Genomic DNA, 25242 nt, shown 5'->3' with positions numbered 1-25242 from the left:
CAACATCGCAAGGACCATCGGGAGGAATCGAAATGCCAGTCGTCGTCACCTGGGATCACATCCATCTGCGCAGCCCTGATCCGGAAGCGACTGCGGGCTGGCTGCGCGACGTCCTCGGTGGCGAGATCGTGCGCGCACCAGGACGCATCGATGTGAATTTGGGCGGCGCGAGGATATTCATCGCGCCGCTCAAAGGCGACAGCCCTGTCAGCCCTCCGCCGCCGCATCCCCATCAAGGCCTCGACCATTTCGGGCTCACGGTCAAGGACATCGACGCCGTGGCGGCCGAGATCAAGGCCAAGGGCGTGGTGTTCACGCGCGAACCGACCACGATCCGGCCCGGGGTGCGCATCTGCTTCATCCGCGGCCCCGAGGGCATCTCCGTCGAACTGCTCGAGCGCGACAAAAAATACACCTGAGGTCGCAGGCCGCTTTCCGCCTAGGTCATGCTGCCGGGCATGAAGCAGCGGATCGTGACGCCCATGTAGCCGTACATCGGCCATACCATGGTACGTCCGACCCGGTTGGGCTCCGAGATCACGGCCTCCTCCGGCACCTCGACCCAGACGAGCTCCTGCTCTCTGCCATCGATGACGTAGCCGAGGCGCGGGATCCGGACACGATAGTGCCCGTCCTTGCTCTCCCAGTCGGAGTCCGAGATCGCTGAGCCATCGGCGTCTGAGCAGCATGGCCCCTTGCCGCTGCGCAAGCCGTCGAACCAGGCCTTCAGCTCGGCACTGGTGTTGACGAACTGACCGCGGTCGCGTGCGTGCCCATATGGGGCAACGAGCGCGAACAGCGCCAGCGCGCAAGAAAGGCCTGCCGCGCTTCGCCACCGTAGGAGACAGCCGAACCGCCGTCGCTGTTTATCGTAAATCGTGGGACGCACACTGTACAGACGCGGCTCATCGCCGCCGGAATCGATCCAGTTGCTCACGTTTGTCTTGCTCCAGCACCCCGCGGCCAGTGCAACAATGATTATGCATTTCGCGGGCCAACTCCGATTCGCAACGACTGGCCTCGCTGCATGATGAGACCGTCATGTCTGCGTCACGCGCAAGCCGGGACTATTACGGTTCGCGTGCCGGTGGGACACCGCTACAGGCGAAACTGCTGCGTTGCGCGAGGGATTGAGCTTTGGCATAAAAGCTTCACCGGTTGCGCCATTGGGCGATGGCGGCCGGCCAACGGGACGTTATGAAGAACGGCCTCTATTCAATTCACGTGAGCCTGCTCGATGGTCGAGTTGGCAAGGGCAGCGGCGTGATTCTTTTTCGCGACGGCAAGATCCTTGGCGGCGATGCCTACCTCTATTACACCGGCAGCTACGTGGTGAAAGACGACCACACGTTCAAGGGTGAAGTGCTGGTGCAACGGCACACCTCGCCGCGGGGGGATGACAATCCGCTGTTCGGCGGCCCCGCCCCGGTCGGCATCGGCGTCAGTGGAACCTACACGGACACCCGCGCGGAGATGACCGGCACGGCGCTGGTCGGCAAGGCCAGCCTGATTTTCGGCGCGACCCTGCACAAACTCGCAGAGGCCGACTAGCACCGAGCTATTCGGCAGCCTGCTCCAGCGGCGCTGTGCGCGGCAGGATCATCTGGATGCGCGTGCCGCCGCCCGGCTCGGAATCGAGGTCGAGCCGCCCGCCGAGCCGGTTGGTGACAATGCTGTAGACAATGTGCAGTCCGAGGCCGGTGCCACCCTGATCGCGCCGCGTCGTGAAAAAAGGATCGAAGGCGCGGCGGCGTACGTCGAGGCTCATGCCGCAGCCATTGTCGGAGACGATGACCTCGACATTGTCCTTGCCGGATTCGCGCACCTGGATGTCGATGGTCCCCGGACGTCCGTCCGGGAAAGCGTGCGCCACCGAATTCAGAAACAGATTGGTCAGCACCTGGCCGTACGGACCGGGATAGCTGTTCATGGTCAGATTGGGCTGGCACTCGACGTTGAGCGTCAGGTTCTGCTTGCGCAGCCCCGGGCGCAGGCTCATCACCACCTGCTCGGTGAGGTCGGCGAGATCGAAGGTGCGCTGGTCGGAATAGTTGCGATCGGCCGCGACCTGCTTGAACGACTGGATCAGCTCTGCTGCGCGGTTGAGGTTGGAGACGAGTTGCGAGGACGCATCGCGGCTGGTGCTCAGATAGTCGTTGAGCGTCGAGCGGCGAAGCTCGCCGCGTTCGACCTCGGCGCTGAACATCGCCGTCTTGCGTTCCAGCGCCGAGGCGACCGTCAGGCTGATGCCGACCGGATTGTTGACCTCGTGCGCGACGCCGGCGACGAGGCGGCCGAGCGCGGCGAGCTTCTCCGCCTCGATCAGCGAGGCCTGCGTCTCGCGCAGATTGCGCAGCGCGGTCTCGGCGGCATCCTTGGCCTTCCGCATCTCCTGCTCGCCGCGTTTGCGCTCACCAATGTCGAGCGCGACGGTGACGATCCGCTCGATCTCGCCCTCGGCATCGAGCAGCGGCAGCTTGTTGACCAGCCATTGCCGCATGTTGCCGGAGGAGTCCTTGTACTCCTCCTCGTAAAATCCGAGCCCCTTGCGAAGCCTCAGCACATTCTTGTCGTTCTCGTCGGTCTTGGCCGCGCCATAGCGCGACATCAGATCGGCTGTCGTGCGGCCAATCGCATCGTCGGGCTCGATGCCGAAGATGCCGGCCATGTAGCGGTTCATCAGCACGTAACGGAGGTCGCGATCCTTCACGTTGATCACGGCGGGCACGGTGTCAATGACCTGCTGGAGCAGGCGCCGGCCTTCGGCGATGGCGTCTTCCGCCCGCTTCTGGTCGGTAATGTCGCGCAGCGTGCCCTCGTAGCGGACGATCGTGCCGTGCTCGTCCCGCACACCGGTGGCGCTGTCCGAGAGCCAGAGGATGTTGCCGTTGCGCTGGCGCACCTGGTATTCGAACTCGCGCACAATACCGTCGCGGTGCATCAGCCGCTGGTATTCCTCGCGCGCCTCGGGATGGACGTAGATGGTGTGGGCGATGTCGTTGATGCTGTCGATCAGATGCTGCGGGTTGTCATAGCCCATCATCCGCGCAAGCGCCGGATTGGCATTGAGCAGATCGCCCGCCGGCGTCGTCACGTAGATGCCGTCGACCGAACCCTCGAACAGCTTGCGATAGCTCTCTTCGGCCAACCGCTGCTCGGTGAGCGCGCGCACCGCCGCCTCCCGCGCCGTATCGGCCTCCTCCAGCGCGCGGCGGAAGACTTCTGCGGCGCGAGCGATATCGCCGATCTCGTTGTTGAGATCGGCCGACGGGATCGAGGTCTTCTTCTCACCCGCCGCAAGAGCGCGAATGGAGCGCGCGATCTGGGCCAGCGGACGCACCGTGCGCCTCACCACAAATCCTGCGGCAAGGATGCCGATCAGCACGCCCATGCTGCCGAGCACGATGCTCTGCCAGCGTGCCTCGGCAAGCGTGCGGGCAAAGTCGCGCGACAGCACGTGGCCGCGGCGGTCGCTGACGTCGCGAAGCAATTCTGTGACCCGGCCAATCAGCCGGCCCTCGGTGCCCAACACCTCGCGGTCGATATCGGCGATCTGTCGTTCGCGGACGGCGACCGCAATGATGGCATCGGCGTAGTTGTTCACGGCCGATTTCAATCTGCTATCCGCGATCTCCATCACCCGCATGCCCTGCGCGGCCTGCTCTGCGGCGGAGGGATTGCGCGCGAGCAGCCCGAGTGCGATCCGGCTCTGCGCCTCCGACAGGCGCGCGGCGAGATCGCGGTCACCGCTTTCGGAGACCGCCGCATCGAACTGGTCGCGAAGCGGCGGCAAGCCCGCCAGCAGCTGCGCGCGGCGATCGATCAGGGTCGAGATCCTATCCAGCCCGCTGCGGTAGGTCGCCAGGCGTTCGGAGACGCCGTCGATCATGTCCTGCTGCTCGGGGGCAAGGTCGATACGGGTTTTCTTGAGGATGTCGCTCAGCGTCGAGGCGGCCTCGCCGACCTGCCTGAACTGGATGCCGGCGCCGGGATCGGTGACGAAGTCACGCGCGGCAAGCCGCAGATCGTTCATGCGGCGATCGATGTCCTCGGCGAGATCGCCGACGCTTTGCAACCGCTGAAGCTCGGCGAAGGTGGCATCAATATGCCGGATCGCGATCACGCTGGCGGCCGAGGTGACGATGATCACCGCCAGGACCAGGATAAAGCTGCCGAACGTCGTCTGGCCGATCGACAGCGAAAACGATCGCTTCGACGGCGGCTTCGGTGGCGTTTCGACGGACATTGGGGCGGAACCGGACTCCATATCCCCTTAATATACGATGTATCACCCCTCGGGGGGAACATGGCTCGGCCGGCCTTATAGGGCTGTTTTCATGAGGGTTTAGCGACGGCCGGCCACCGGGCCGGGATCGCCATGGCGGCGACCCCGAGGACGACGCAGGCAAGGCCGATCCAGGCGGTCTGGCTCAGGCTTTCGCCAAGACAGGCGACGCTGATCGCGACCCCGATGGGGACGCGGAGATAAGCCTGGGCGGTGGTACCGACCGAGCCGAGGGTCTGGATCAGGCGGAAGTAGATCGCGAAGGCGGCCGCGGTCGAGAACACCGCAAGCGCGAGCAGCGCCAGGATGGAGCTCAGCGAAGGCGACAGCGTCCAGGGCCGCTCGACGACGAGCGAGGCTGGGATCAGCACAGAAGCGCCTGCAAGTAACGAACCGGCAGCCGGCGCCATCGGATCGAGGCCCTTGAAGCTGCGGCCGAAGATCGCGGCGCAGGCGTAGCAGACGGTGGCCGCGACGATGGCGGCTTCCGCAACGAGGCCGCTGCCGATGTCATGAAATGCATCGACGCCGACGATCAGCAGGATGCCGGCCATGCCGGCGACCACGCCAAACAGTTTTCGCGGGGTCGTCGCCTCATGGCGGGTGACGATTGCCGTGAGCAGAAAGGTGAAGATCGGGCCCGCCGAATTGAGGATGGTGGCGAGCGCAGCATCGACATGGCGCTCGCCCCAGGCGATCAGCGTCCAGGGGATCACGCTGTTGAGCACGGCCTGGAACGCGAAGCGCCGCCAGGTCGCAGCGTCTGTGGGCATCCTGATGCCCCTCGCCCGCATGATCGCGAGCAGCAACAGGCCCGCGACCGTCGTGCGCGCAGCGATCAGCGTGACGGGCGGGATCGTGGCGACGCCGAGCTTGATGAAGGTGTAGGAGCCGCCCCAGAGCGTTGCGAGCGCGACCAGCAGCGTCAGTTCGATGGCAAGGTTGGTGTCCTGCCTGGTGTCCATTGGCCATCCCGTCCATTTCCGCGATGGACGGAACCTAGCGCGTCCGCAGGTGCCGATACTTCGTTCAATGTCGAAGTATATCAGCCGACGGCGCCGACCTCGAACACCTCGCCGTCGTAACCGGCCTCGCGGGGAATGCGAAGCTGACGGCCACTTTCGGTTTTCGTCATGACCGGCACCACCGTGACGATCGACAGGCTCCTGGCATGGTCGAGCGCCGATTTCACCGTCGGTTGCTTCGCCAGCCGGATCAGATTGCGCGTGGTCGGAAACGGCAGCTTGAAGCGGCCGCTCTCCCCGCCCTCCACCGCCTCGCGTGCGGACAGCCAGATCGAGTCGGTTGACTCCCGTCCGTCATGCGCGCCGAGCTGGTCGGGCGGCGCGGCGGCCAGGAAGAACCAGGTATCGAACCGCTTCGGCATGCCCTCCGGCGTGATCCAGTGTGCGTAGGGCACGAGCGTATCGAGCGCGAGCAGGAGATCGTTGTCGGCCAGAATGCTCAGGAAGCTGATCTTGTGCTCGTTGAGCGCCACGCGATGCGCATCGGCGATCTCGCCGGCGCGCTTCGCATCAACAGGCGTGTTCGAGCCCTTCGAACGCGCCAGCAAAATGCCGCTCTCCTCGAAGGTCTCGCGGATCGCGGCGATCCGAAAACCGCGATCCGATTCACTCAGGCCCTCGCCGCCGGAATACAGGTCGGACCGCTTGACGATCTCCTGATCGCCAGCATCGACGCTGCCGCCCGGAAACACCAGCGCACCCGAATTGAACTCGATCTGGTGATGGCGAACCATCATGAAGATCTCCACTTCCTTTGCGCCATCGCGGAGCAGGAGGATCGTCGAGGCCGGGCGTGATGCTGATGTCTCGGGCATTCAGCTAACCTGCAGCGCTGGATTGCGGACCGAGATTGGCGCGCTTGTCGACACGGGCGACGCGCGACAGCAGATAGTCGACCTCGGCCTTCGCCGTCGCCGTCATCGTCGCGCCCGGCTTGCGCTGCGCGCTGGAGGCGATGATGCCGCGCTTCTGCAGCACGTATTTGCGGACGGTCAGGCCAACGCCCGGCTGCTGCTCGTAGCGAATCAGCGGCAGATGCGCGTCGAACAGATCATGCGCCGCGTCGCGCTTGCCGGCCTTGGAGAGATTGACGACGTCGATCAAGAGCTCGGGGAACGCGTAGCCGGTCATGGCGCCGTCGGCCCCGCGCTCCATCTCGAAGTCAAGGAAGGTGCCGCCATTGCCGCAAAGGATCGAGAGCGGGCGGAGCGAGCCGTCCTTCTGGAAGCCGCGCAAAGTCGAGATCTTCTCGAGGCCCGGCCAATCCTCGTGCTTGAGCATCACGCAGTTCGGATTCTCCATCACGATCTTGCGGATCACGGCGGGCGTGAACACGACCTGCAAGGTCAGCGGGTAGTCCTGCAGCACCCAGGGCACATCAGGGCCGATCGCCTCGGCCGCCTGCTTGAAATAGCCAACGATCTGGTCGTCAGTCCGCAAGCTAGGCGGCGGCGCGATCATGACGCCGGCAGCACCCGCGTCCATCGAGGCCCTGGCCAGCGATCGCATGGTGGCAAAGCCCGGTGCCGAGACGCCGACGATCACCTGCATTGTCTTGGCGCGCTTGACGTAGCGCACCGCCACCTGCTCGGCCTCGGCGGCGTCCAACTTCGGCGCCTCACCCAGGATGCCCAGCACCGTGACGCCATCGCAGCCGACCTCCTCGTAGAAATCGGTGAGGCGGTCGATCGAGCGCTCGTCGATCCGTCCGTCGTCGTGAAACGGCGTCGGCGCGATTGCGAAGGTGCCCTTGGCGTCGGCGGTCAGTTTCATCGTCTATCCTTGTCTCTCTCTCTTCGTCATTCCGGGATGGCCCGAAGGGCCAGGCCCGGAATCCATAACCCCGGTTCGTGGCTATGGATTCCGGGCTCTCCGGGTCGCGCTTCGCGCGATCCCGTCGCCCCGGAACGACAGTGTGGCTAAAACCTCCGCGCACCCATCTTGATCTGCTCCTCGGAGAAGAAGATCTCCTTGGCATGCTCAACGATGTCCTGGGCGTTCCAGCCCGTGTGCGGCGGTTTCCAGCCTTCCATCTCCATCATCCGCATTTCGCGCACGCCGCGAGGCCCGGACACACCCAGCACCTTGCCGGTCTGGTCGCCCGACAAATCGCTGACCATGTATAGCACGGCCGGCGCGATCCCGTCCGGCCCCAGCGCCGCGCCGGGGTTCTCCTTATAGCGGGGCAGGTCTGCGGTCATGCGGGTCAGGGCCCCCGGGGCCAGCGTCCAGATCCGGATATTGTACTTGCGGCCCTCGATCGCCAGCACGTTGGACAGGCCCCAGATGCCGCCTTTGGCGGCGCCGTAATTGCTCTGGCCGAAATTGCCGATCAGGCCTGATGTCGAGGAGGTGTTGACGATGACGCCGCCGCCGTTTTCCCGCATCCAGCGAAACACCGGCATGGTGCAACAAAAGGTGCCTTTCAGATGCACCTTGATGACCTTGTCCCAATCGGCCTCGCTGGCCTTGGCGAAGGTCTGATCGCGCAAGATGCCGGCGTTGTTGACCAGGATGTCGGCGCGGCCGAAATGCTTGATGGCGTCGTCGAACACCGACTGGCCGCCCTTCATGGTGGAGATGTCGGCGCCGTTGGCGACCGCCTTGCCGCCTTCGGCCTTGATCGCGTCCACCACAAGCTGCGCCATCGATTTGTCGGCGCCGGAGCCATCGCGCGGCCCGCCGAGATCGTTGACGACGACCGAGGCCCCTTCCCGCGCGAACAACTTTGCGTAGGCCTCACCCAGCCCCCCGCCCGCGCCGGTGATCAGCGCAACCTTGCCGTCGAGTAGTCCCATAGTGGCTTCTCCCTGTTCTTTTGTTTTCTTGCTCCGTCATGGCCGGGCTTGTCCGGCCATCCACGAACCTGGTCGCCAACTGCACGAAAGAACGTGGATGCCCGGGACAAGCGCGGGCATGACGAAAATAACTCAGAGCGGCGCATGCGGACCGCTTAACCCAGCACCGTCTTGCCGTTCTTGATCACCGTGACTCCGCGCGAGTTCACCCTCGCTTCGAACGAGATCACATTGCCATCCTTCCAGAGGTCCATGGTCACGGTCTCCCCGGGATAAACCGGCGACGAGAACCGCGCGACGTGCTGGCGGAAGGCTGAGGCGTCGTAATCGGCATAGGTCTGCAGCACGCCGCGGCAGGTGATGCCGTATGTGCACATGCCGTGCAGGATCGGGCGCGGGAAGCCGGCCTTCTTCGCAAACTCTGGATCCGAGTGCAGCGGATTGCGGTCGCCGCAGAGGCGATAGACCAACGCCTGGTCGGGGCGCGTGGTGATATCGATGGTTCTGTCGGGCGCGCGCGAGGGAATCTTGTGCGGATCGGGCTGCGTCAGGTTCGGCCCACCAAAGCCGCCATCCCCTCGGGCGAAGCGCGAGGCGACGAGTGTCGCAAGCTTCTCGCCCTTCTCGTTCTTCAGCACGGTCTGATGGCTGATGACGACGCCTTTGCCCTCGCCCTTGTCGTAGACCTCGAGCACGGAGGAATCGGCGGTGATGTTGGCGGCAACCGGCAGCGGTTGATGGAAGGTGATGTCTCGCTCGCCGTCGACCACCATCACGCGGTTGAGGTTCATCTCGCCCGGGCCCGAGCCCCAAGCCGCGACGGACGCGAAGGTCGGCACCACCTTGAGCGGACGCGGCGTCAGCGTGCCCTCGTTGACGAAGGCGAGCTCGTTCTCGTCCATCGGATCGGCGCCGAGACCGATGCCATAGGCGTAGAGCATCACTTCGCGATCGGTGTAGGCGTATTTCTGGCCGATGTTCTTGAGGCTTTTGAGTTCTTCGTATCTGGCGGACATCTTGTTGGTTTCCTCCCGGATTCTTATGCGCCGCCGCCAGTCAACGTGCCCTCTCCCCTTGTGGGCGAGGGCTGCGAGAGCCGTGCGGCAAGCTCGTTTGGGTGAGGGGTTGCTTCCGCATTGAATAATCTCTCTGCGGAACGAGACCCCTCATCCGGCGCTTCGCGCCACCTTCCTCCGCAAGGGGGGAAGGAAGAACTAGGCCACCGTAAAGAATGGCAGCGGGGCGCCGTCGGTCGGCTTGAACACCACCTTCACCTTCTGGCCGATCTTGAGCTTCTCCAGATCGCAGTCGACGAAGTTGGTCTGCACCGACGGTCCCTCCATCAGCGTGACGTAGCCGATGGCATAAGGACCGGTCGGCGACTTCCGCATCAGGCTATACGTGTAGATCGTGCCCTCGCCCGACGCTTCCTCCCACACCGTCTTGTCGGAGTAGCAGAACGGGCAGATCGAACGCGGGAAGTAATGCGCCTCGCCGCACGCGGTGCAGCGCTTAATCATGAACTTGCCGCGGCTGGCTGCGTCCCAGAACGCAGCGGTCTCGGGGTTCGTGATCGGGGCAGAATATTTTTTCGCTTCACTCATCACACGCGCTCCAGAATGGCGGTCGAGGCGGCATGGCGAACGCCCAGAAGGCCGCCGGTGCCATGGGCGATGGCGAGATCGCAATTCGGAACCTGCACCTTCGGATGCGCCTCGCCGCGCAGCTGCCGCACAGCCTCGATGATCTTGGTCATGCCGCCGCGATTGACGGGATGGTTGCTGCAGAGGCCGCCGCCATCGGTGTTGAACGGCAGCTTGCCGACGCCGGAAATCAGATTGCCGTCGGCGACGAACCTGCCGCCCTCGCCCTTCTTGCAGAAGCCGAGGTCTTCGAGCTGCATCAAGACGGTGATGGTGAAGCTGTCGTAGATCGAGGCGTATTTGATGTCCTTCGGCGTGATGCCGGCTTCCTCGAACGCGCGCGGGCCGGACCAGATGCCGGCGGAATAGGTGAGATCGAGATCCTTGCCGCCGCGTGGACCCTTCATCGCCTCGCCATGGCCGATCAGGCGTACCTGCGGCTTCTTCAGGCTCCTGGCAATCTCGGGCGTCGTCACGATCAGCGCGCCGCCGCCATCGGAGACGACGCAGCAATCCATGCGATGCAGCGGATCGGAGATCATCGGCGAGTTCAGCACGTCCTCGACGGTAACGACGTCCTTGAGCATCGCATTCGGATTGTATTGCGCGTGATGCGAGGCCGCGACCTTGATCCAGGCGAGCTGCTCGCTCGTGGTGCCATAGTCGTGCATATGGCGCATGGCACACATGCCATAGGCATTGTGCGTGGTCGCGCCATAAGCGGATTCGAAATCGGCTTCCGCGCCGGCCGCACGCGGCGGCATCGCACCAGTGCGCGGCTTGCCGGCGAGCGTGATCAGCGCGATCGAGCACTTGCCCGCCGCGATGGCTTCGGCCGCATGGCCGAGGTGGATGATGTAGGAGCAGCCGCCGGTCTCGGTGGAATCGACGTGGCGGAGCTTTTTGGTGTTGAGCCCGAGATAGTCGACCATCGGCCAGGCGCCGCCGGGCGCGTCGCCCGCGCAGAAATAGCCGTCGACGTCGTCCTTGCTGATCCCGGCATCCTCGATCGCGCCCTTGGCGACCTCGGCGTGAAGCTGGGCGGTGGATTTGTCCGGCGCATGCCGGGTCGGGTGTTCGTAGATCCCGGCAATGTAGGCTTTGCCCTTGATGGTCAAAACTTCAGGTCTCCGCTCGCGTTTTTTCTTGGCGCTTTTTTCTGAACCGCACTGGCCCGGTTGGCAAGCGCGGAAATATTCCGCCCCGCGAGAGGGTAGCGGGTGTGCGCAAGTGGTCTCACGCGGCATATCGGTAACAAGGCTAGTGATGCATTTCTAAGACTATGACTGGCGCAGCAGACGTGCTCCGCCAAACCGTCGCGGTGTAGCAATAGCCGCCCACGTAATCATCGAGACGGAAAGAACGGGTACCCGAAGAAACCAAGCGGTCTTTCACCTCAGCCTTCCAGAAGGCAAAGCGATCGACCTCAGGGATCCACATCAACGGTTTTCCAACGTCTGCCACCACAAAGGTCGAACCGTTCCGGAGGAGCAGCTTAATGTCGACCTCGCTCACATCTTCGGCTCGTCGCACATCCAAAGCGCCCTCGCCGCGCCATAGCTCGGTGAGCGGCAATTGTGTCACCACGCGATAAACAGGATCCATGATTCAACTCAGCACCGGCCGAAACGGACGGGCTCGGCAGGCCAAACAATAAAGGTGTTTTGCCCGACGGCACAAGCGATTTCGTTTTACCGAAATACCCGGATTGGCTGAAAACAACCTCATGCACAGTAAAACGTTGCTTGATTTCAAAGGGGAATTCGCAGGGTGGGCAAAGCGGAGCGTGCCCCCTCTTACGCACCCCGATGAAGATGGTGGGCACGGCGCAAGTGCGCCTTTGCCCACCCTACGAGATCTCGCTACTCCGCTGCGATCTGCCTTGGCGCAGGCGGCGGGCTCGCCAGGTCCGCAGCCAGCTGGGCGTAGCGGGCCTTGGCGTCCGCGACCGCTTTCTCCTTCACCGGACCGTAGCCGCGGATGCGGTCGGGCAGCGAGAGCAGCTCGACCGACGTGTCGATCGTGACCGGCGACAGCAGGCCGAGCACGGTGGCGACATCCTTCTCGTAGCCCACGATCAGGTCCCGCTCGAGCTTGCGGTCGGCGCTGTAGCCGAAGATGTCGAGCGGCGTGCCGCGCAGGAACTTGAATTTGGCGAGCACGCCGAACAATTTCAGCATCCACGGGCCGAAGGCGCGCTTCTTCGGACGGCCCAGCGCATCGACGCCGCGGCTGAGGATCGGCGGGGCGAGGTTGAAGCTGAACGTGTAGTCGCCCTCGAACTGGTCTTGGAGCTGCTTGGCGAAGGCGCCGTCGGTAAAGAGCCGCGCAACCTCGTATTCGTCCTTGTAGGCGAGCAGTTTGGCGTAGTTGATCGCAACCGCGCGCGGCAGCGCATCGCCGTAGCCGCCCTTCACCGCTGCGTCACGGACCTGGTCGACGAGCTTGCGGTAACGCTTGGCGAGACGGCCGTTCTGGTAGGCGGTGAGATGCGTGGCGCGATGCTCGATGATCTCGTCGAGCGTCATCGCCTCCAGGCTCTTGGGCGCAACAGCCTCGTCCGTTCCCTTCAGCATCTCGGCGAGACGCGCGGGATCGGCGACCGCGAGGCGGCCGAGGCGGAAGGCTTCCTTGTTCATCTTGATCGAGACGCCATTGATCTCGATCGCCTGCTCGATCGATTCCGCCGACAGCGGGAACAGGCCCTTTTGATAGGCGTAGCCCATCATCATCATGTTGGTGGCGATGGCATCGCCCAGCAGTTGTTCGGCCGGCGTGGTGAAGTCGAAGAAGACGGAGTCCTTGTGCAGCGCCGTCTCCAGCAATCCGTTCAGCTTGCGCGTCTGGAAATTGAAGTCGCGGTTCAGCACGAAATCGGCGGTCGGGATGACGTGGCTGTTGATGATGCCGCGGGTGCGGCTGGTGTCGCACAGCGAGATCGTGTCCTTGGCGACCGCGACCACCTCGTCGGCGGCGAGCACGACGTCGGCTGTACCGGTGACGATGCGCGAGCAGGTTACCTCGGCGGGATGATCCGACAGCCTCACATGGCTGAGCACCGCGCCGCCCTTCTGGGCGAGGCCGGACATGTCGAGGATCATCGAGGCCTTGCCCTCGATGTGAGCGGCCATGCCGAGCAGCGCGCCGATGGTGAGCACGCCGGTGCCGCCAACGCCGCCGACCGCGATGTTGTAGGGCTTGTCGAGTGTCGGCCGCGTTGCCGGTTCCGGCAGTTCGCCGATGTCGGCAAGCTCCGCCGGCGCACGGTGGCGCGGCTTGCCGCCGTCGACGGTGACGAAGGACGGGCAGAAGCCCTTCACACATGAATAGTCCTTGTTGCAGGACGACTGGTTGATGGCGCGCTTGCGGCCGAACTCGGTTTCCAGCGGCTCGACCGAGATACAGTTCGATTGCACCGAGCAGTCGCCGCAGCCTTCGCAGACCGCCGGGTTGATCATGACGCGGCGCGCCGGATCTTCCATCAGGCCGCGCTTGCGACGGCGGCGTTTTTCGGCGGCGCAGGTCTGCACGAACACGATGGCCGAGGTGCCCTTGTAGTCCCGGCACATCTTCATGACGTGGTCGAGCTCGTCGCGGTGATATTTCTTCACGCCGGGCGCGATGGTGTCGGCCGGATAGGCGTCGGGCGCCTCGGAGACCAGGTAGATCTCGCGAATGCCTTCGGCGTGGAGCTGGAAGGTGATCTGCTGCGGCGAGAGATCGCCGTCGTGACGCTGGCCGCCGGTCATCGCGACGGCGTCGTTGTAGAGGATCTTGTAGGTGATGTTGGTCTTGGAGGCGACCGCCTGGCGGATGGCGAGAAGGCCGGAGTGGAAATAGGTACCGTCGCCGAGATTGGCGAAGATGTGGTTCTCGTTGGTGAAGGGCGCGATGCCGACCCACGGCACGCCCTCGCCGCCCATATGCGTGAACGTCTCGGTCGAGCGGTCCATCCACAGCGCCATGAAGTGACAGCCGATGCCGGCGAGCGCGCGGCTGCCTTCGGGGACCTTGGTCGAGGTGTTGTGGGGGCAGCCGGAGCAGAAATACGGGGTGCGGGAGACGGGCGCCGTCGGGATCATCTGGGACGCCTGGCGGCCGTTGAACCAGTCGGCCTTGGCGCGGAGCATCTCCGCAATTTCAGGGTTGAGATCAAGTCGAAGCAGTCGCTCGGTGAGCGAAGTCGCGAGCGAGGCGACGCTAAGCTCGGCGGCGAAGGTCAGGAAGCGCTTGTCGTGCTCGTCCATCTTGCCGACGATGCGCGGGCGGACGTCGTCGCGCCAGTTGAACAGCTCCTGCTTGACCTGGTTCTCGACGATCTCGCGGCGTTCCTCGATGATGAAGATCTCTTCGAGGCCGACGGCGAACTGGCGCACGCCTTCCGGCTCCAGCGGCCAGGGCATGCCGATCTTGTAGAGCCTGAGGCCGATCCTGGCGGCGACCTCCTCGGTGATGCCGAGTTCGCGCAGCGCCTGGCGGACGTCCTCGTAGCTCTTGCCCGACGCCATGATGCCGAAACGGGCGTTCGGCGAATCCATGGTGACGCGGTTGACCTTGTTGGCGCGCGCGAAGGCGATCGCGGCAAAGCCCTTGTAGTCCTGCAGGCGGCGGTCCTGCTCGAAGCGGTCGTCGGGCCAGCGCAGATTGAGCCCGCCGGGCGGCAGCTCGAAATCGGAGGGGATGATGAAGGGCTTCATCTCGTCGGTGAGGTCGATCTCGGCAGTGGTCTCCACCGTCTCGGTGATGACCTTCATGCCGACCCAGCAGCCGGAATAGCGCGACATCGCGATGCCGAGCAGGCCCATCTCGATCATCTCGTGGATGCTCGAGGGATAGAGGTACGGCATCAACGCTGAGATGAAGGCGTGGTCCGACTGATGCGGGACGGTCGAGGATTTTGCGCCGTGGTCGTCGCCGGCGAGGCACAGCACACCGCCGTTCTTGGCGGAGCCGGCCGCATTGCCGTGACGGAAGACGTCGCCGCAGCGGTCGACGCCGGGGCCCTTGCCGTACCAGATGCCGACCACGCCGTCGTACTTGGCGCCGGGCGAGAGGTTGAGCTGCTGCGAGCCCCAGACGGCCGTCGCCGCCAGGTCCTCGTTCACGCCGGGCTGGAATTTGATGTTGTACTGCTCGAGATGCTTGCGCGCGGCGAAGAGCTGCTGGTCATAGCCGCCGAGCGGCGAGCCGCGATAGCCGGAGATGAAGCCCGCGGTGTTCAGCCCCGCGGCGCGGTCGCGCCTGATCTGGGCCATGGGCAGACGGACCAGCGCCTGGATACCCGTCGTGAAGATATGGCCGGTATCCTGGGTGTATTTCTGATCGAGACTGATCGGACCCTGGTTGATGCCCATTCTTGTCCTCTTCCGCCCTTTTGAGCGTTTGGCTGCTTAAGCCGTTGCTTGCCCGCTGTTTTTAGCTAGGTCGCGCCGACCATCTCTGCCACTCTATGTCGGATATTTAGCGCGGCGCATCACAAATCTGGACCTTCCGTGGCGACGGGAAAAAAACGCAATTTCGTGGCCGGAAAGGCATTGGCGATTTTCAATTTGTGTCACCATACCCCCGCCGTCGCGAAACGACATGACGCCGCTATAATCCGGCTGTCGATCGAGGGGCGCAGGAGAAGGCATTCGATGCGGACGATTCTGGCTGTTGGGCTCTTGTGCAGTGCGGTTGCGCGTGCCGCTCTCGCCGCCGAGCCGTCGCCTGAGCTGATCGCCTACGGCAAGGCGCTGGTCGAGGCCGGCGATTGCGCCGGCTGCCACACCGCCGATCCCGCCAAGCCCTTCGCCGGGGGCAAGCGCATCGACACGCCGTTCGGTGCGATCTATGCCCCGAACCTCACGCCCGACCGCGACACCGGGATCGGCGCCTGGACGGATGCCGATTTCACCCGCGCCGTGCGTACCGGCACCGCGCCTGACGGATCGCTGTACTACCCGGCCTTTCCCTATCCCTACTTCACGCGGATGACGAAGGACGACACGCTGGCGATCCGCGCCTATCTCGGCACGCTCGCGCCCGTCGTCAGCCGCAACAAGCCGCCGGAGCTGCGCTGGCCCCTCAACTACCGCTTCCTGATGCGCGGCTGGAACCTGCTGTTCTTCACGCCTGGCCTGTTCGAGCCGGACCAGAGCAAGAGCGCGGCGTGGAACAGGGGCGGCTATCTCGTCACCGGGCTCGGCCATTGCGGCGCATGTCACACGCCCAAGAACTTGCTTGGTGCGGACAAGACCGCGCAGGCGCTCGCCGGCAGCGAGGTCGGCGGATGGTATGCGCCGCGCCTCGATGGCGCCGCGCGCACGGGGTTACAGTCGTGGACCGCGCAGGACATCGCCGAATATCTGCAGAGCGGCCGCAATGCCAAAAGCCATGCCGGCGGACCGATGGCCGAAGTGATCGTCAACTCGACCGCGAAGATGAGCGACGCCGATGTGCGCGCGATCGCGACGTATCTGAAAGACATGCCGCCGGTGCGGCGCGAACCGAAGGTGACGCCGCCTGACGAGGCCGAGATGAAAGCGGGCCAGGCGGTCTACGCGAAATTCTGCATCGCCTGCCATGAGGCCGACGGCTCCGGCGCGCCGCGCATCTATCCGCCATTGCCGGGCAACGCGCTGCTGCAATCGATCAACCCGTCGTCCACCCTGCGCGTCATCCTCGACGGCGCGCACACCGTGACGACGCCGCGGGCGCCGAACACCGGCGAGATGCCCGGCTACGCCAAAAAATTGTCGGACGAGGAGATCGCGGCGGTGTCGAACTACATCCGCAATTCCTGGGGCAATGCCGGCCCGCTGGTGACACCTGCGCAGGTCGCGAAGGCGCGGCAGCAAGGATTAATCCCCTAGTCCCGAGAGGTCGTCATGCCCGGGCTTGTCCCGGGCATCCACGTTCTTCGTGCCGTGAACAAGACGTGGATGGCCGGGTCAAGCCCGGCCATGACACAGTGGAAACTGGAGAGGCGAAGAAAGCGACCTACTTCTCCTCATCCCCCGTGAACACGAATTTCGGCATCTCCCATTTGTAGCGCACCGCGAGCAGGCGGAAGCTGATGCCGAGCACGAAGGTCAGGATGGTCCAGAGCTCCGCGTTGAGTTCGAGGCCGAACGCGGTGGCGTAGAACAAGCCCGTCACGACCGAGACGCTGGCATAGAGCTCGGACCGAAACAGCAGCGGCACGTCGTTGCAGAGCACGTCGCGGAGCACGCCGCCGGCGCAGCCGGTGACCATGCCCGAGACGATCACGATCGTCAGCGAGGCATCCATCTGCCAGGCGATGTCGCAACCGGTCATGGTGAAAACGACCAGGCCGATCGCATCGAGCACGATGAAGGCGAGCTTGAGCCGGTGCACGAGGCGCGCGAACAGGATGGTGAGGAAGGCCGCGCCGCCGGCGAGCGCGAGATAGACCGGGTTCTGCACCCAGGCCAGCGGATAATGCCCGAGGAAGAGATCGCGCAGCGTGCCGCCGCCAAGCGCGGTGATGCAGCCGAGGAAGCAGACGCCAAGCCAATCCATGCTGCGGCGCCCGGCCGCGAGCGCAGCGGTCATGCCCTGCGCGGCCACGGCAACTAACGAGAGGAAATGCAGCACGGTATCCGTTGGTGGCAGGCTCCACATCGCCGCGTTCCCTCCTGTCGGTGGCTGGAACCTACTCGCGGAACGCCTGAAGGAACAGGTTCCCGATTCCGGCGCGGGCAACATGCGACGAAAGCATAAGGGAGACAGGAACAGAATCTCGCAGCTAAGGGTTGTCTTGGCTCAATCATCGAGGAGACCGAAAGATGGCTGACGACCGTTTTCCGAACGATCCCTACCGCGCCAACCTCGCCGACGATGAGTACCTTCGCGCGGCGCGCCGGGATGGCGACCTTCAGGTCGATCCTGAGCTCGGCGAAGGCCCCGCCTCCAGCGGCAAGATCGCGCTGTTCGCGGTGGCAATCGCCCTGGTTCTGGGCGCCGTGTTCTATGGCTTGAACAACTCCAGCACCGGCAACCAGGCGAGCAATACGCCTGCGACGCAGACCGCGCAGCAGACGGCTCCGGTCACCAATCCGGCCGCGCCTCCCGGCATGCGTGACGTGACGCCCCGCAACAACACCGCGCCCGGCGTGACCACGGGTGCCGCGCCGAGCAAGCCGGCGGTTCCGGCTGATACGCCTGCGGCGAAGCCTGATCCCGCTCCGCAGACCGACCGCACAAAGTAACGACTTGCCAGAACAAGCAACAGCGGCGGGATTGAAAGATCCCGCCGCTTCTCGTTTTAGCCAAACATCTTGTTGAGCTCGCCGCCGGGATAGCCGCTGGCAAGCTCGCCAAACGTCCCCTTCTCCGCCATCTCCTTCGCCGCGCGCATGAACCCGCCCCAGGCTGCACGGGCGAGCGAGCCGCCGACGCTGATCCGGCGCACGCCGAGATCCTCGGCCTCCCTCAACGACAGGCCGGACGCGCCGATCAGCAGATTGAACGGCTTGGGGTGAACAGCCTTCACCACCGCGGCGATGTCTTCGCGCGTTTTCAAGCCCGGCGCATAGAGACAATCGGCGCCGGCGTCGGCGTAGGCGGTGAGCCGGTCGATGACGAGCTTCAGATCAGTGATACCCCAGAGATACGCTTCGCAGCGGCCGACCAGCAGCGCGCCGCTGTCGCCGATCGCCTTGCGCGACGCCTGGATGCGCTCGACCGCGAGCGCGCGATCATAGAGCGGCTTGTTTTTGTCGCCAGTGGAGTCCTCGATCGAGAGGCCCGCGACGCCGGTGCGCACACCGCGTTCGACATTCTCGGCGACCTCGTCCGGCTCGACCGCAAAACCGCCCTCGAAATCCGCATTGACGGGAATGTCGACCGACGAGCTCAATGCTGCCAGATGCTGACAGACATCGTCGACGGTGACGCGGTTGTCGGCCTTGCCGATGGTCCAGGCAAAGCCTGCGCTCGACGAGGCAATCGCCTTGAAACCGAGATGCTGCAAGGCTTTCGCCCCACCGACGTCGACCGGATTGGGCAGGATGAAGCAGCCGTTCTCGTGCAGCTTCCTGAACGTTGCGCGCTTGTCCGCGGTCGTCACATGCATGTTTCTCTCCCTTGTTGGCCGCGCAGACATAGGCATGCCCGCGGCACGGCGCTAGTCCATGACCACCTTGCGCAAAAACGTGCGCTCTTCCGCGAGAATGAATTTGTTCTCCTCCGCGAAATGAAAGTTTGCCATGCCTTCTGCATCCTGCCGCAGCCGCGCACGATAGGCCTCGTAGGCAGCCAGGCTCTCGAAGGTGATCAGAGCGAAGGCGATGTTGTTGGTGCCCTCATGCGGCATGAAATAGCCGATGAGGTCGCCACCGCATTTCGGAATGATGGCAAGCCAGCGCTTCGAATATTCCTCGAATTGCACGCGCTTGAAGGGATCGAGCTGGTAGCGGATGAAGACGGTGACTGACATGATGGGCTCTCCTGTTGTCCTGCGTCATTGCGACAAGCGCGAGCGACACCGTCGCCGCTGAAGCATCTGGATGGCTTCGCTTCGCTCGCAATGACGTGTTTGCAGCACCACGCTACGCGCTTGCCCGGCCACGATGCTTCGGCTACCATCGAAGCATGAAATCAGGACCCGACATCGCCATGGTCGCCGCTCTGGTCGGCGACCCCGCCCGCGCCAATATGCTCACGGCGCTGATGAATGGACGCGCGCTCACCGCAAGCGAGCTCGCGCAGGAGGCCGGCATCACGCCGCAGACCGCGAGCTCGCATCTTGCCAAACTCGAGGCCGGCGGGTTGGTCGAACCGGAGAAGCAGGGCCGCCACCGCTACTATCGCCTCACCGACGACGACGTCGCCGGCGTGCTCGAGGGACTTGCAGGCCTTGCCGCGCGCACCGGCCACATGCGCGTGCGCACCGGGCCGAAGGACCCGGCACTGCGGCGCGCGCGGATCTGCTACGACCACCTCGCCGGCGACCTCGGCGTGCAGATGCTGGACTCCCTGCGCGAGCGAAACCTGGTCAAGCAGAAAAAGCAGGAGATCGAGCTGACGGCGGAAGGCGAGCGCTTCCTCGCCAGGCACCTGCAGATCTCGCCCGACATGCTCAGCCATCCGCGCCGCCCGGTGTGCAAGGCCTGCCTCGACTGGAGCGAGCGGCGCCACCATCTCGCCGGCACCCTTGGCGCTGCGATGATGCGGCGTTTTGCCGAGCTGAAATGGGCCGCGCGCGACGCCACGCCCGGCAGCCGCGTGGTGAATTTCACCCGGACCGGCGAGAAGCAATTTGCGGCGCTGTTTGGAAACGGGAAGGACTGATCACGCCAGCGGCGTGACGGCGCACGGATGGGCTCCTGCGCCATCTCGTGTCGCGCGAGGCCGCACGCGGGAGATGTTCATGCCGCATTCAGGTCATGATTGGCAGGTTTGGATCGCGACGTGACGGCACATAATGAATGTGACGAATCGTGCCTATTGATTCATTGTGCGCCGCAAGCGCCAAATCATCGAAGAGCTTTCCCCTAGCGCCTCCCCTACAAACTTGCCCAAGGACGAGAAGGAAGATCACATGAAATATCTGTTCGCCGCGGTGATGCTCGCCAGCGCGGTCGTTGGCTTCAGCGAGGCGGCCAGCGCCGCCGGTGGTTGCGGCCCGGGCTGGTATCGCGGCCCCTATGGCGGCTGCCGTCCGATGGGTGGTCCTGTTGTCGTGGCCCCCGCGCCCGTCGTGGTCGCCCCGCCGGTCGTCGTGGTGCGCCCGCGCGTGTGCCCCTATGGCTTCCGCTGGTACTACGGCCGCTGCCGCCCGATCTGATAATTTTCGCTTGCGAAACGGCCGCGCAGGATGAGCCCGCGCGGCCGTTTTCATTATGGACGCGATAGCAAAAAGGGGATCGCGAGATCCCCTTTTTCAGTCGGGCCGTCGTCACCAGCGGCGCCAATGCCGATGATGGTGCCAGCGACGATGCCAGCCCCAATGACGACGGCGCCAGCCCCAGTGGCGGTGATGCCAGTGCCCATGGCCCCAGCGCACCTGCTCGGGCTTGAGCTGGGCGGCCTCCTCGCCGCTGGTAACCGCGGGATGAGCGTCCGGATTGGCGAGCGGCACGCCGCCATGGCCGAGCACCTGCGGCGCCAGCGGCGCGGCCTGTGCGACGGTGGTGAACACGGCAGCTCCCGCCGCGACACCGAATGCAAGTTTCAAAAAGTTCCGGCGCTCCATGACTTGTCCTCTGATTCATCGATCGCGTGATGCAGAGGAAGTGTCGGGCCCGCGAGATGAACTGCGGCTGAATCGCGCGTTCAGGTTCATTGCAAAGGTGACAGGGATGCGCGCTACGTCCCAAACTCCTGCACCAGCGTCTCGCGCGAGCGTTCCACCTCGGGCCAGTCACGGTTGAAATCTGCGACGAGCTGCTTCAGCGCATCGATGGCGCGGACGACGAAATAGGCAGCGGGCATCGGATTTCCTCCTGTTGTTTGGCCGCAGCAGTGCCGGTTATATTGCCCGCAACAAAGAGCCCGCGCGACGGAACATGATCGCGCGACATCAGGGAAGGACGGGCCATGCGCAAGACCATCACGGGCGTCATCGCGATCGCTTGCGTCCTCCCCCTTGCCGCGCGCGCCGAGATCGTCCGCTTCGACATCACCGAACGCGTGCCGGCCTTTGCCGGCCGCGGCTTCGGCACTGTCGGCACCTATGAGCGCATCACCGCCCGCGCGACCTTCGCGCTCAACCCGGCCGATGACCGCAACGCCGTCATCACCGATCTTGCGCTGGCGCCGCGCAATGCCGATAGCAAGGTCGAGGCCATCGCCGACGTCGTGATCCTCAGGCCGACCGACCCCACGCACGGCAATGGCACGCTGCTGCTTGACGTGCCCAATCGCGGCCGCAAGCTTGCGCCGCAATTGTTCGATGATTCAGCCCAGCCCGGCGCCAACATTGCCGACAAGGCCGAGGATGCCGGCATCGGCTTCCTGCACCGGCAAGGCTACACGATGGTCTGGGTCGGCTGGCAGGGCGATATCCCGTCCAAGCCGGGACAATTGGCGATGTCCGCGCCTGTCATCAAGAACATTGCCGGCCCCGCGCGTGAAGAAGTCATCTTCGACAACACGACGAGCCCCGCACGCGCCACGCTGACCTGGCCAGCCGCCGATCCCGCCAATCTCAATGTCACCGTGCGCGCGGCCTGGGCCAATGCAAGGCAGACACCGCCCGGCCTCTCGGCGAAGCTGGTCGATCCCACCACGGTGGAAATCACCCGGCCTGACGGTTTTGATGCGGGCGCGCTATACGAGATCACCTACACCGCGCGAGATCCCGTGCCGCTCGGCATGGGTTTTGCGGCCGTGCGCGACGTCGTCAGCTTCCTTCGTCACGACGAGACGCCAGCCAACCCGCTGCTCGACGGCCTGCACCCCTCGGTCAGCCGCGCCATCGGGTTCGGCGTCTCGCAATCCGGCCGCTTCCTGCGCGACTTTCTCTATCTCGGCTTCAACGAGGATCTCCAGGGCCGCACGGTGTTCGACGGCCTGATGCCCCACGTCGCCGGCACACGGCGGATGGCGACCAATGTCCGCTTCGGCCAGCCCGGCCGCAATCCGCGCCACATGCAGGATCCGGCGTGGCAGGCCGATCTGTTCCCCTTCACTTATGCGACGCTGAGCGATCCCTATTCCGGCGAGACCGACGGCCTGCTGCGTCGCTGCTCGCTCTCGGCCACCTGCCCGAAGGTGATGCAGACCGATAGCGAGCACGAATGGTGGGCCTCGCACGCCTCGCTGCTGGTGACTGATTTGGCCGGCAATCACCTCGACCTCCCCGACAACATCCGCGCCTACATGATCGCGGGCACGCCGCATTTCGCCGAGGCCGCTGACGTGATGAAGAAGGGCCTGCCTGCGATGTCGCTGCCGCAGAACCCGATGCATGCGGGCATGCCGATGCGCGCGCTGCTCACCGACCTCAACGCCTGGATCAGCGACGGCACGAGGCCGCCCGCAAGCCGCGTCCCCATGCGCGCCCATGGCACGCTGGTATCGGCGCAAGGCGCCGTGCCGACCGACATCCCCGGCCTGCCCTATGCCGGAATCCATACGCTGGCCGCCTTCTCCGACCAGAGCGTGCTGCCGCCCAAGGAAATCGGACGCTATCCCGTGTTCGTGCCGAAGGCGGACGACGACGGCATGGCCATCGCGGGCATTCGCCAGCTTGCGCTCGCCGTGCCCCGCGCGACCTACACCGCCTGGAATCCGCGCGCGCAAGGCTTTGGCCCGACCGCGCTCTATCCGCTGCAAGGCGCCGTCGTGCCGTTCGCACCGACGGAAGCGGCGCGGAAAGAGGTGCACGATCCCAGGCCGTCGATTGCCGAGCGTTATGCCGATGACGGGGCTTATGTGGCCGCGGTGAAGCGCGAGGCGGCGCGGCAGGTCGCGGAGCGGACGCTGTTGCCTGAAGATGCGGAGCGCGCAGTGGAAGCTGCCAAGCAAGGCAAGCTGGCGAAGCTCGGGCTGTAAAGGCAAAACATCAACATCAATTTTCACCAATCGATTTCAGGAGAATCATATGAAGCGATGGCTGCGATTGGCGCGCGCGTTGGGTACGCTTGGGTTTTTTCTGGCGGGACATCAGGCCCACGCCGATGGCTCCGTCTCGTCGCTCCGCATGGGCTACGGCGCCCGCGATGCCTACGCGTTTGGGCAGTTCCTGAACGTGATCCAGCAGTACAATGCCTCCGGCGAACGCTTCCGCATCGACAGCCACTGTCAATCCGCCTGCACCATGTTCCTGTCGATCCGCAACGTTTGCGTCTCGCCGGGCGCGACACTGCTGTTTCACGCCGGCGGAAACATGCAGAAAGGAATCATCAGCGCCTCTTCCACGCAACAGATGCTCAGCACCTACAACGCCGCCTTGCGCCAATACGTCACAGACAACCATTTCATGGACACCTTCGCGTTCCATCCGATCTCGGGAAGCGAGATCATCAAGCGCTTCGGCTATCCGGCGTGTCGGTAAGCCGGGATTCGATTTGGGCACCGCGGTGATAGGGCGAATTAGCGAAGCGTAATCCGCCAACGCCTCCATCCGGCGAGACAGGCGTCGGCGGATTACGCCTTCGGCTAATCCACCCCACAAAAAAGTGTCGCTCATGTCGGAACGCGCCGCCTCCATCCGTCCTAGGCCCGAGACAGCACGGAGACAGAGCATGCCCAACCTCACCTTGATCACGTATGACTGGGTTCCCCCGCCGCCGCGCGGCTATGTCCGCGACCTCAGGGTGCGCTGGGCGCTCGAAGAGGCCGGCTTGCCCTATCGCGTCGCCAGCACGCCGTTCGACGACCGTGGTCCTGCGCATCTGGCGCACCAGCCGTTCGGCCAGGTGCCGTGGCTCACCGATGGCGACATCTCGATCTTCGAGAGCGGCGCGATCCTGCTGCATCTCGGCGGGCTCAGCGATCGGCTGCTGCCATCAGATCCGCGCGGCCGCGCTGAGGCGACGGAATGGGTGTTCGGCGCGCTCAATTCGGTGGAGATGGCAAGCCTGCCCTGGACGATGTCGAAGTTCATGAAACACCCGAGCGACACCGCGGCGTGGAAATTCGTCGACGACTTCCTCAAGCTGCGCCTCATGCGTCTCGAGCCGGTGCTGGCGGCGCGCGAATGGCTGGCGGGCACGTTCTCCGTCGCCGACATCCTGATGGCGGATGTGCTGCGGGTGGCCGATGGTTTCGACGGACTGGCGGACAGTCCCGCCTGCCGCGCCTACGTCGCGCGTGCGACTGGCCGCCCGGCCTTCGCCAAGGCCCATGCGGATCAGATGGCCCATTTCGCGGCAGCGGATAAGGCACGCGGGATGTGACCCACCGCACATTGTTAACCCCGGGTTAGCCATAGGCTCAAGGCCGCTGGAACGAAGCAATTTGCCTCAAATTATCGCCATAGGTTTTTCTGGCGGAAGGTGACACATGGCCCGCATCGATTATCTCAGAGAGCAAGTCGCCCGCGCCGAGCGCCTGGCGAAGGCGATCCTCGACCGGCAAGCCGCGGAACGGCTTCAGGCCTTCGCCGCCGAATGCCGCGCGGAGTTGCAGGCTCTGAACGTCAAGACGGCCGCATGAGGCCGCGCGCTACACCAGCTTCATCGGCGTATCGGCGACCACACGCAAATCGATCCTGCCGATCAACGCCGACCGGCGCGCCTCGGCCATGCCGATCGCATCGTCCGTCTGCCGCAGCGTGCTGATGTTCGAGCCGACCGAGACGATGCCGCCGAGGATCAACGCGATCGACCCGAGCGCGGCGGTCTGTCCAAACCCAAACAGGCCGAGGATGGTGACCAACAGCAGCGCCGCACCGCTTCCGATCGCGATCTTGGAAGCCAGGATGTACTTCCGGCACCGTTCGGCGATCGCGGCGAGCCGCTCGATCCGGTCTTCGATATCGGAGATTTCGTCGGTCGGATCGTCTGAGGTCATGGGATTACGTGCGCCGGATCCGGATT

General features: G+C 64.5%; 27 protein-coding genes. 10 read left to right on the top strand and 17 right to left on the bottom strand.

Features of this window, described 5'->3' with window-relative positions; genetic code table 11:
* Positions 1 to 32: 32 nt before the first annotated feature.
* On the top strand, positions 33 to 419 hold the full coding sequence (locus JQ621_RS17985; RefSeq protein WP_212235991.1) for a VOC family protein: 387 nt from the start codon (positions 33 to 35) through the stop codon (positions 417 to 419).
* 20 nt (positions 420 to 439) lie between these two features.
* On the opposite strand, the gene JQ621_RS17980 is transcribed toward JQ621_RS17985, so the two are convergent.
* Positions 440 to 937, bottom strand: coding sequence for a hypothetical protein (locus tag JQ621_RS17980; protein WP_212235990.1), 498 nt, complete (start codon positions 935 to 937; stop codon positions 440 to 442).
* Positions 938 to 1197: 260 nt separating this feature from the next.
* On the opposite strand from JQ621_RS17980, the gene JQ621_RS17975 reads away from it, so the two are divergent.
* On the top strand, positions 1198 to 1551 hold the full coding sequence (locus JQ621_RS17975) for a GrlR family regulatory protein (protein WP_200473625.1): 354 nt from the start codon (positions 1198 to 1200) through the stop codon (positions 1549 to 1551).
* 7 nt (positions 1552 to 1558) lie between these two features.
* Here JQ621_RS17975 and JQ621_RS17970 read toward each other — a convergent pair whose 3' ends face one another.
* From JQ621_RS17970 to JQ621_RS17925, 10 genes are all read right to left on the bottom strand, one after another.
* Positions 1559 to 4246, bottom strand: coding sequence for a PAS domain S-box protein (locus tag JQ621_RS17970; protein ID WP_212235989.1), 2688 nt, complete (start codon positions 4244 to 4246; stop codon positions 1559 to 1561).
* Positions 4247 to 4335: 89 nt separating this feature from the next.
* On the bottom strand, positions 4336 to 5250 hold the full coding sequence (locus JQ621_RS17965) for a DMT family transporter (protein ID WP_212235988.1): 915 nt from the start codon (positions 5248 to 5250) through the stop codon (positions 4336 to 4338).
* An 80-nt stretch (positions 5251 to 5330) separates the two neighbouring features.
* On the bottom strand, positions 5331 to 6125 hold the full coding sequence (locus JQ621_RS17960) for an NUDIX hydrolase (protein WP_212235987.1): 795 nt from the start codon (positions 6123 to 6125) through the stop codon (positions 5331 to 5333).
* Positions 6126 to 6129: 4 nt separating this feature from the next.
* Positions 6130 to 7083, bottom strand: coding sequence for a dihydrodipicolinate synthase family protein (locus JQ621_RS17955; RefSeq protein WP_212235986.1), 954 nt, complete (start codon positions 7081 to 7083; stop codon positions 6130 to 6132).
* 146 nt (positions 7084 to 7229) lie between these two features.
* Positions 7230 to 8108, bottom strand: a complete 879-nt coding sequence (locus JQ621_RS17950; protein WP_212235985.1) for an SDR family oxidoreductase — start codon at positions 8106 to 8108, stop codon at positions 7230 to 7232.
* A 155-nt stretch (positions 8109 to 8263) separates the two neighbouring features.
* A complete protein-coding gene (locus JQ621_RS17945) occupies positions 8264 to 9124 on the bottom strand; it encodes a MaoC family dehydratase (RefSeq protein ID WP_212235984.1) in 861 nt (286 codons plus the stop codon).
* Between the two features lie 198 nt (positions 9125 to 9322).
* A complete protein-coding gene (locus JQ621_RS17940; protein ID WP_212235983.1) occupies positions 9323 to 9712 on the bottom strand; it encodes a Zn-ribbon domain-containing OB-fold protein in 390 nt (129 codons plus the stop codon).
* Positions 9712 to 10869, bottom strand: a complete 1158-nt coding sequence (locus JQ621_RS17935) for a thiolase domain-containing protein (RefSeq protein WP_212235982.1) — start codon at positions 10867 to 10869, stop codon at positions 9712 to 9714. Before JQ621_RS17935 ends, JQ621_RS17940 begins: the two co-directional genes overlap by 1 nt.
* Positions 10870 to 11011: 142 nt before the next feature.
* The gene (locus tag JQ621_RS17930; RefSeq protein WP_212235981.1) at positions 11012 to 11356 is read right to left on the bottom strand and encodes a hypothetical protein; all 345 of its coding nucleotides are present in this window, start codon (positions 11354 to 11356) and stop codon (positions 11012 to 11014) included.
* Between the two features lie 257 nt (positions 11357 to 11613).
* Complete coding sequence (locus tag JQ621_RS17925; RefSeq protein WP_212235980.1) at positions 11614 to 15105, bottom strand: indolepyruvate ferredoxin oxidoreductase family protein; 3492 nt, start codon at positions 15103 to 15105, stop codon at positions 11614 to 11616.
* A gap of 282 nt (positions 15106 to 15387) precedes the next feature.
* Here JQ621_RS17925 and JQ621_RS17920 point away from each other — a divergent pair, with 282 nt between their 5' ends.
* Positions 15388 to 16605: a c-type cytochrome gene (locus tag JQ621_RS17920; RefSeq protein WP_212235979.1), complete on the top strand. Its 1218-nt coding sequence runs from the start codon at positions 15388 to 15390 to the stop codon at positions 16603 to 16605.
* A 127-nt stretch (positions 16606 to 16732) separates the two neighbouring features.
* Here the strand turns inward: JQ621_RS17920 and JQ621_RS17915 are convergent, their stop codons facing one another.
* Positions 16733 to 17377: a trimeric intracellular cation channel family protein gene (locus JQ621_RS17915; protein ID WP_212235978.1), complete on the bottom strand. Its 645-nt coding sequence runs from the start codon at positions 17375 to 17377 to the stop codon at positions 16733 to 16735.
* Between the two features lie 164 nt (positions 17378 to 17541).
* On the opposite strand from JQ621_RS17915, the gene JQ621_RS17910 reads away from it, so the two are divergent.
* Positions 17542 to 17964 (top strand): hypothetical protein, encoded by a 423-nt coding sequence (locus tag JQ621_RS17910; protein ID WP_212235977.1) that lies wholly within the window; start codon positions 17542 to 17544, stop codon positions 17962 to 17964.
* Between the two features lie 56 nt (positions 17965 to 18020).
* Here the strand turns inward: JQ621_RS17910 and JQ621_RS17905 are convergent, their stop codons facing one another.
* Together JQ621_RS17905 and JQ621_RS17900 are read right to left on the bottom strand one after the other, a co-directional pair.
* Positions 18021 to 18830 (bottom strand): isocitrate lyase/PEP mutase family protein, encoded by an 810-nt coding sequence (locus tag JQ621_RS17905; protein WP_212235976.1) that lies wholly within the window; start codon positions 18828 to 18830, stop codon positions 18021 to 18023.
* Between the two features lie 51 nt (positions 18831 to 18881).
* Positions 18882 to 19193 (bottom strand): NIPSNAP family protein, encoded by a 312-nt coding sequence (locus tag JQ621_RS17900; RefSeq protein WP_212235975.1) that lies wholly within the window; start codon positions 19191 to 19193, stop codon positions 18882 to 18884.
* A gap of 155 nt (positions 19194 to 19348) precedes the next feature.
* Between JQ621_RS17900 and JQ621_RS17895 the strand changes: the two genes are divergently transcribed.
* On the top strand, positions 19349 to 20047 hold the full coding sequence (locus JQ621_RS17895) for an ArsR family transcriptional regulator (protein ID WP_212235974.1): 699 nt from the start codon (positions 19349 to 19351) through the stop codon (positions 20045 to 20047).
* 250 nt (positions 20048 to 20297) lie between these two features.
* Positions 20298 to 20543, top strand: a complete 246-nt coding sequence (locus tag JQ621_RS17890) for a GCG_CRPN prefix-to-repeats domain-containing protein (protein WP_212235973.1) — start codon at positions 20298 to 20300, stop codon at positions 20541 to 20543.
* Positions 20544 to 20654: 111 nt separating this feature from the next.
* On the opposite strand, the gene JQ621_RS17885 is transcribed toward JQ621_RS17890, so the two are convergent.
* Entirely contained in the window at positions 20655 to 20951 is a 297-nt protein-coding gene (locus JQ621_RS17885) for a twin-arginine translocation signal domain-containing protein (RefSeq protein ID WP_212235972.1), read from the bottom strand.
* Positions 20952 to 21064: 113 nt separating this feature from the next.
* Positions 21065 to 21190 carry a hypothetical protein gene (locus JQ621_RS35780; RefSeq protein WP_283813199.1) on the bottom strand — a complete coding sequence of 42 codons (126 nt, stop codon included), beginning with the start codon at positions 21188 to 21190 and terminating at the stop codon, positions 21065 to 21067.
* A 105-nt stretch (positions 21191 to 21295) separates the two neighbouring features.
* Between JQ621_RS35780 and JQ621_RS17880 the strand changes: the two genes are divergently transcribed.
* The 4 genes from JQ621_RS17880 (at position 21296) to JQ621_RS17865 (ending at position 24859) form a co-directional block, all read left to right on the top strand.
* On the top strand, positions 21296 to 23254 hold the full coding sequence (locus JQ621_RS17880; RefSeq protein WP_212235971.1) for an alpha/beta hydrolase domain-containing protein: 1959 nt from the start codon (positions 21296 to 21298) through the stop codon (positions 23252 to 23254).
* Positions 23255 to 23303: 49 nt separating this feature from the next.
* A complete protein-coding gene (locus JQ621_RS17875) occupies positions 23304 to 23756 on the top strand; it encodes a hypothetical protein (RefSeq protein ID WP_212235970.1) in 453 nt (150 codons plus the stop codon).
* Positions 23757 to 23946: 190 nt separating this feature from the next.
* The gene (locus tag JQ621_RS17870) at positions 23947 to 24600 is read left to right on the top strand and encodes a glutathione S-transferase family protein (RefSeq protein WP_212235969.1); all 654 of its coding nucleotides are present in this window, start codon (positions 23947 to 23949) and stop codon (positions 24598 to 24600) included.
* 106 nt (positions 24601 to 24706) lie between these two features.
* Positions 24707 to 24859, top strand: coding sequence for a hypothetical protein (locus JQ621_RS17865; protein ID WP_212235968.1), 153 nt, complete (start codon positions 24707 to 24709; stop codon positions 24857 to 24859).
* 9 nt (positions 24860 to 24868) lie between these two features.
* Here the strand turns inward: JQ621_RS17865 and JQ621_RS17860 are convergent, their stop codons facing one another.
* Positions 24869 to 25216, bottom strand: coding sequence for a hypothetical protein (locus JQ621_RS17860; RefSeq protein WP_212235967.1), 348 nt, complete (start codon positions 25214 to 25216; stop codon positions 24869 to 24871).
* Positions 25217 to 25242 lie beyond the last annotated feature (26 nt).

Source organism: Bradyrhizobium manausense, from assembly GCF_018129685.1.
Lineage (GTDB): Bacteria > Pseudomonadota > Alphaproteobacteria > Rhizobiales > Xanthobacteraceae > Bradyrhizobium > Bradyrhizobium manausense_D.
This window is presented reverse-complemented; position numbering and strand designations above follow the sequence as displayed.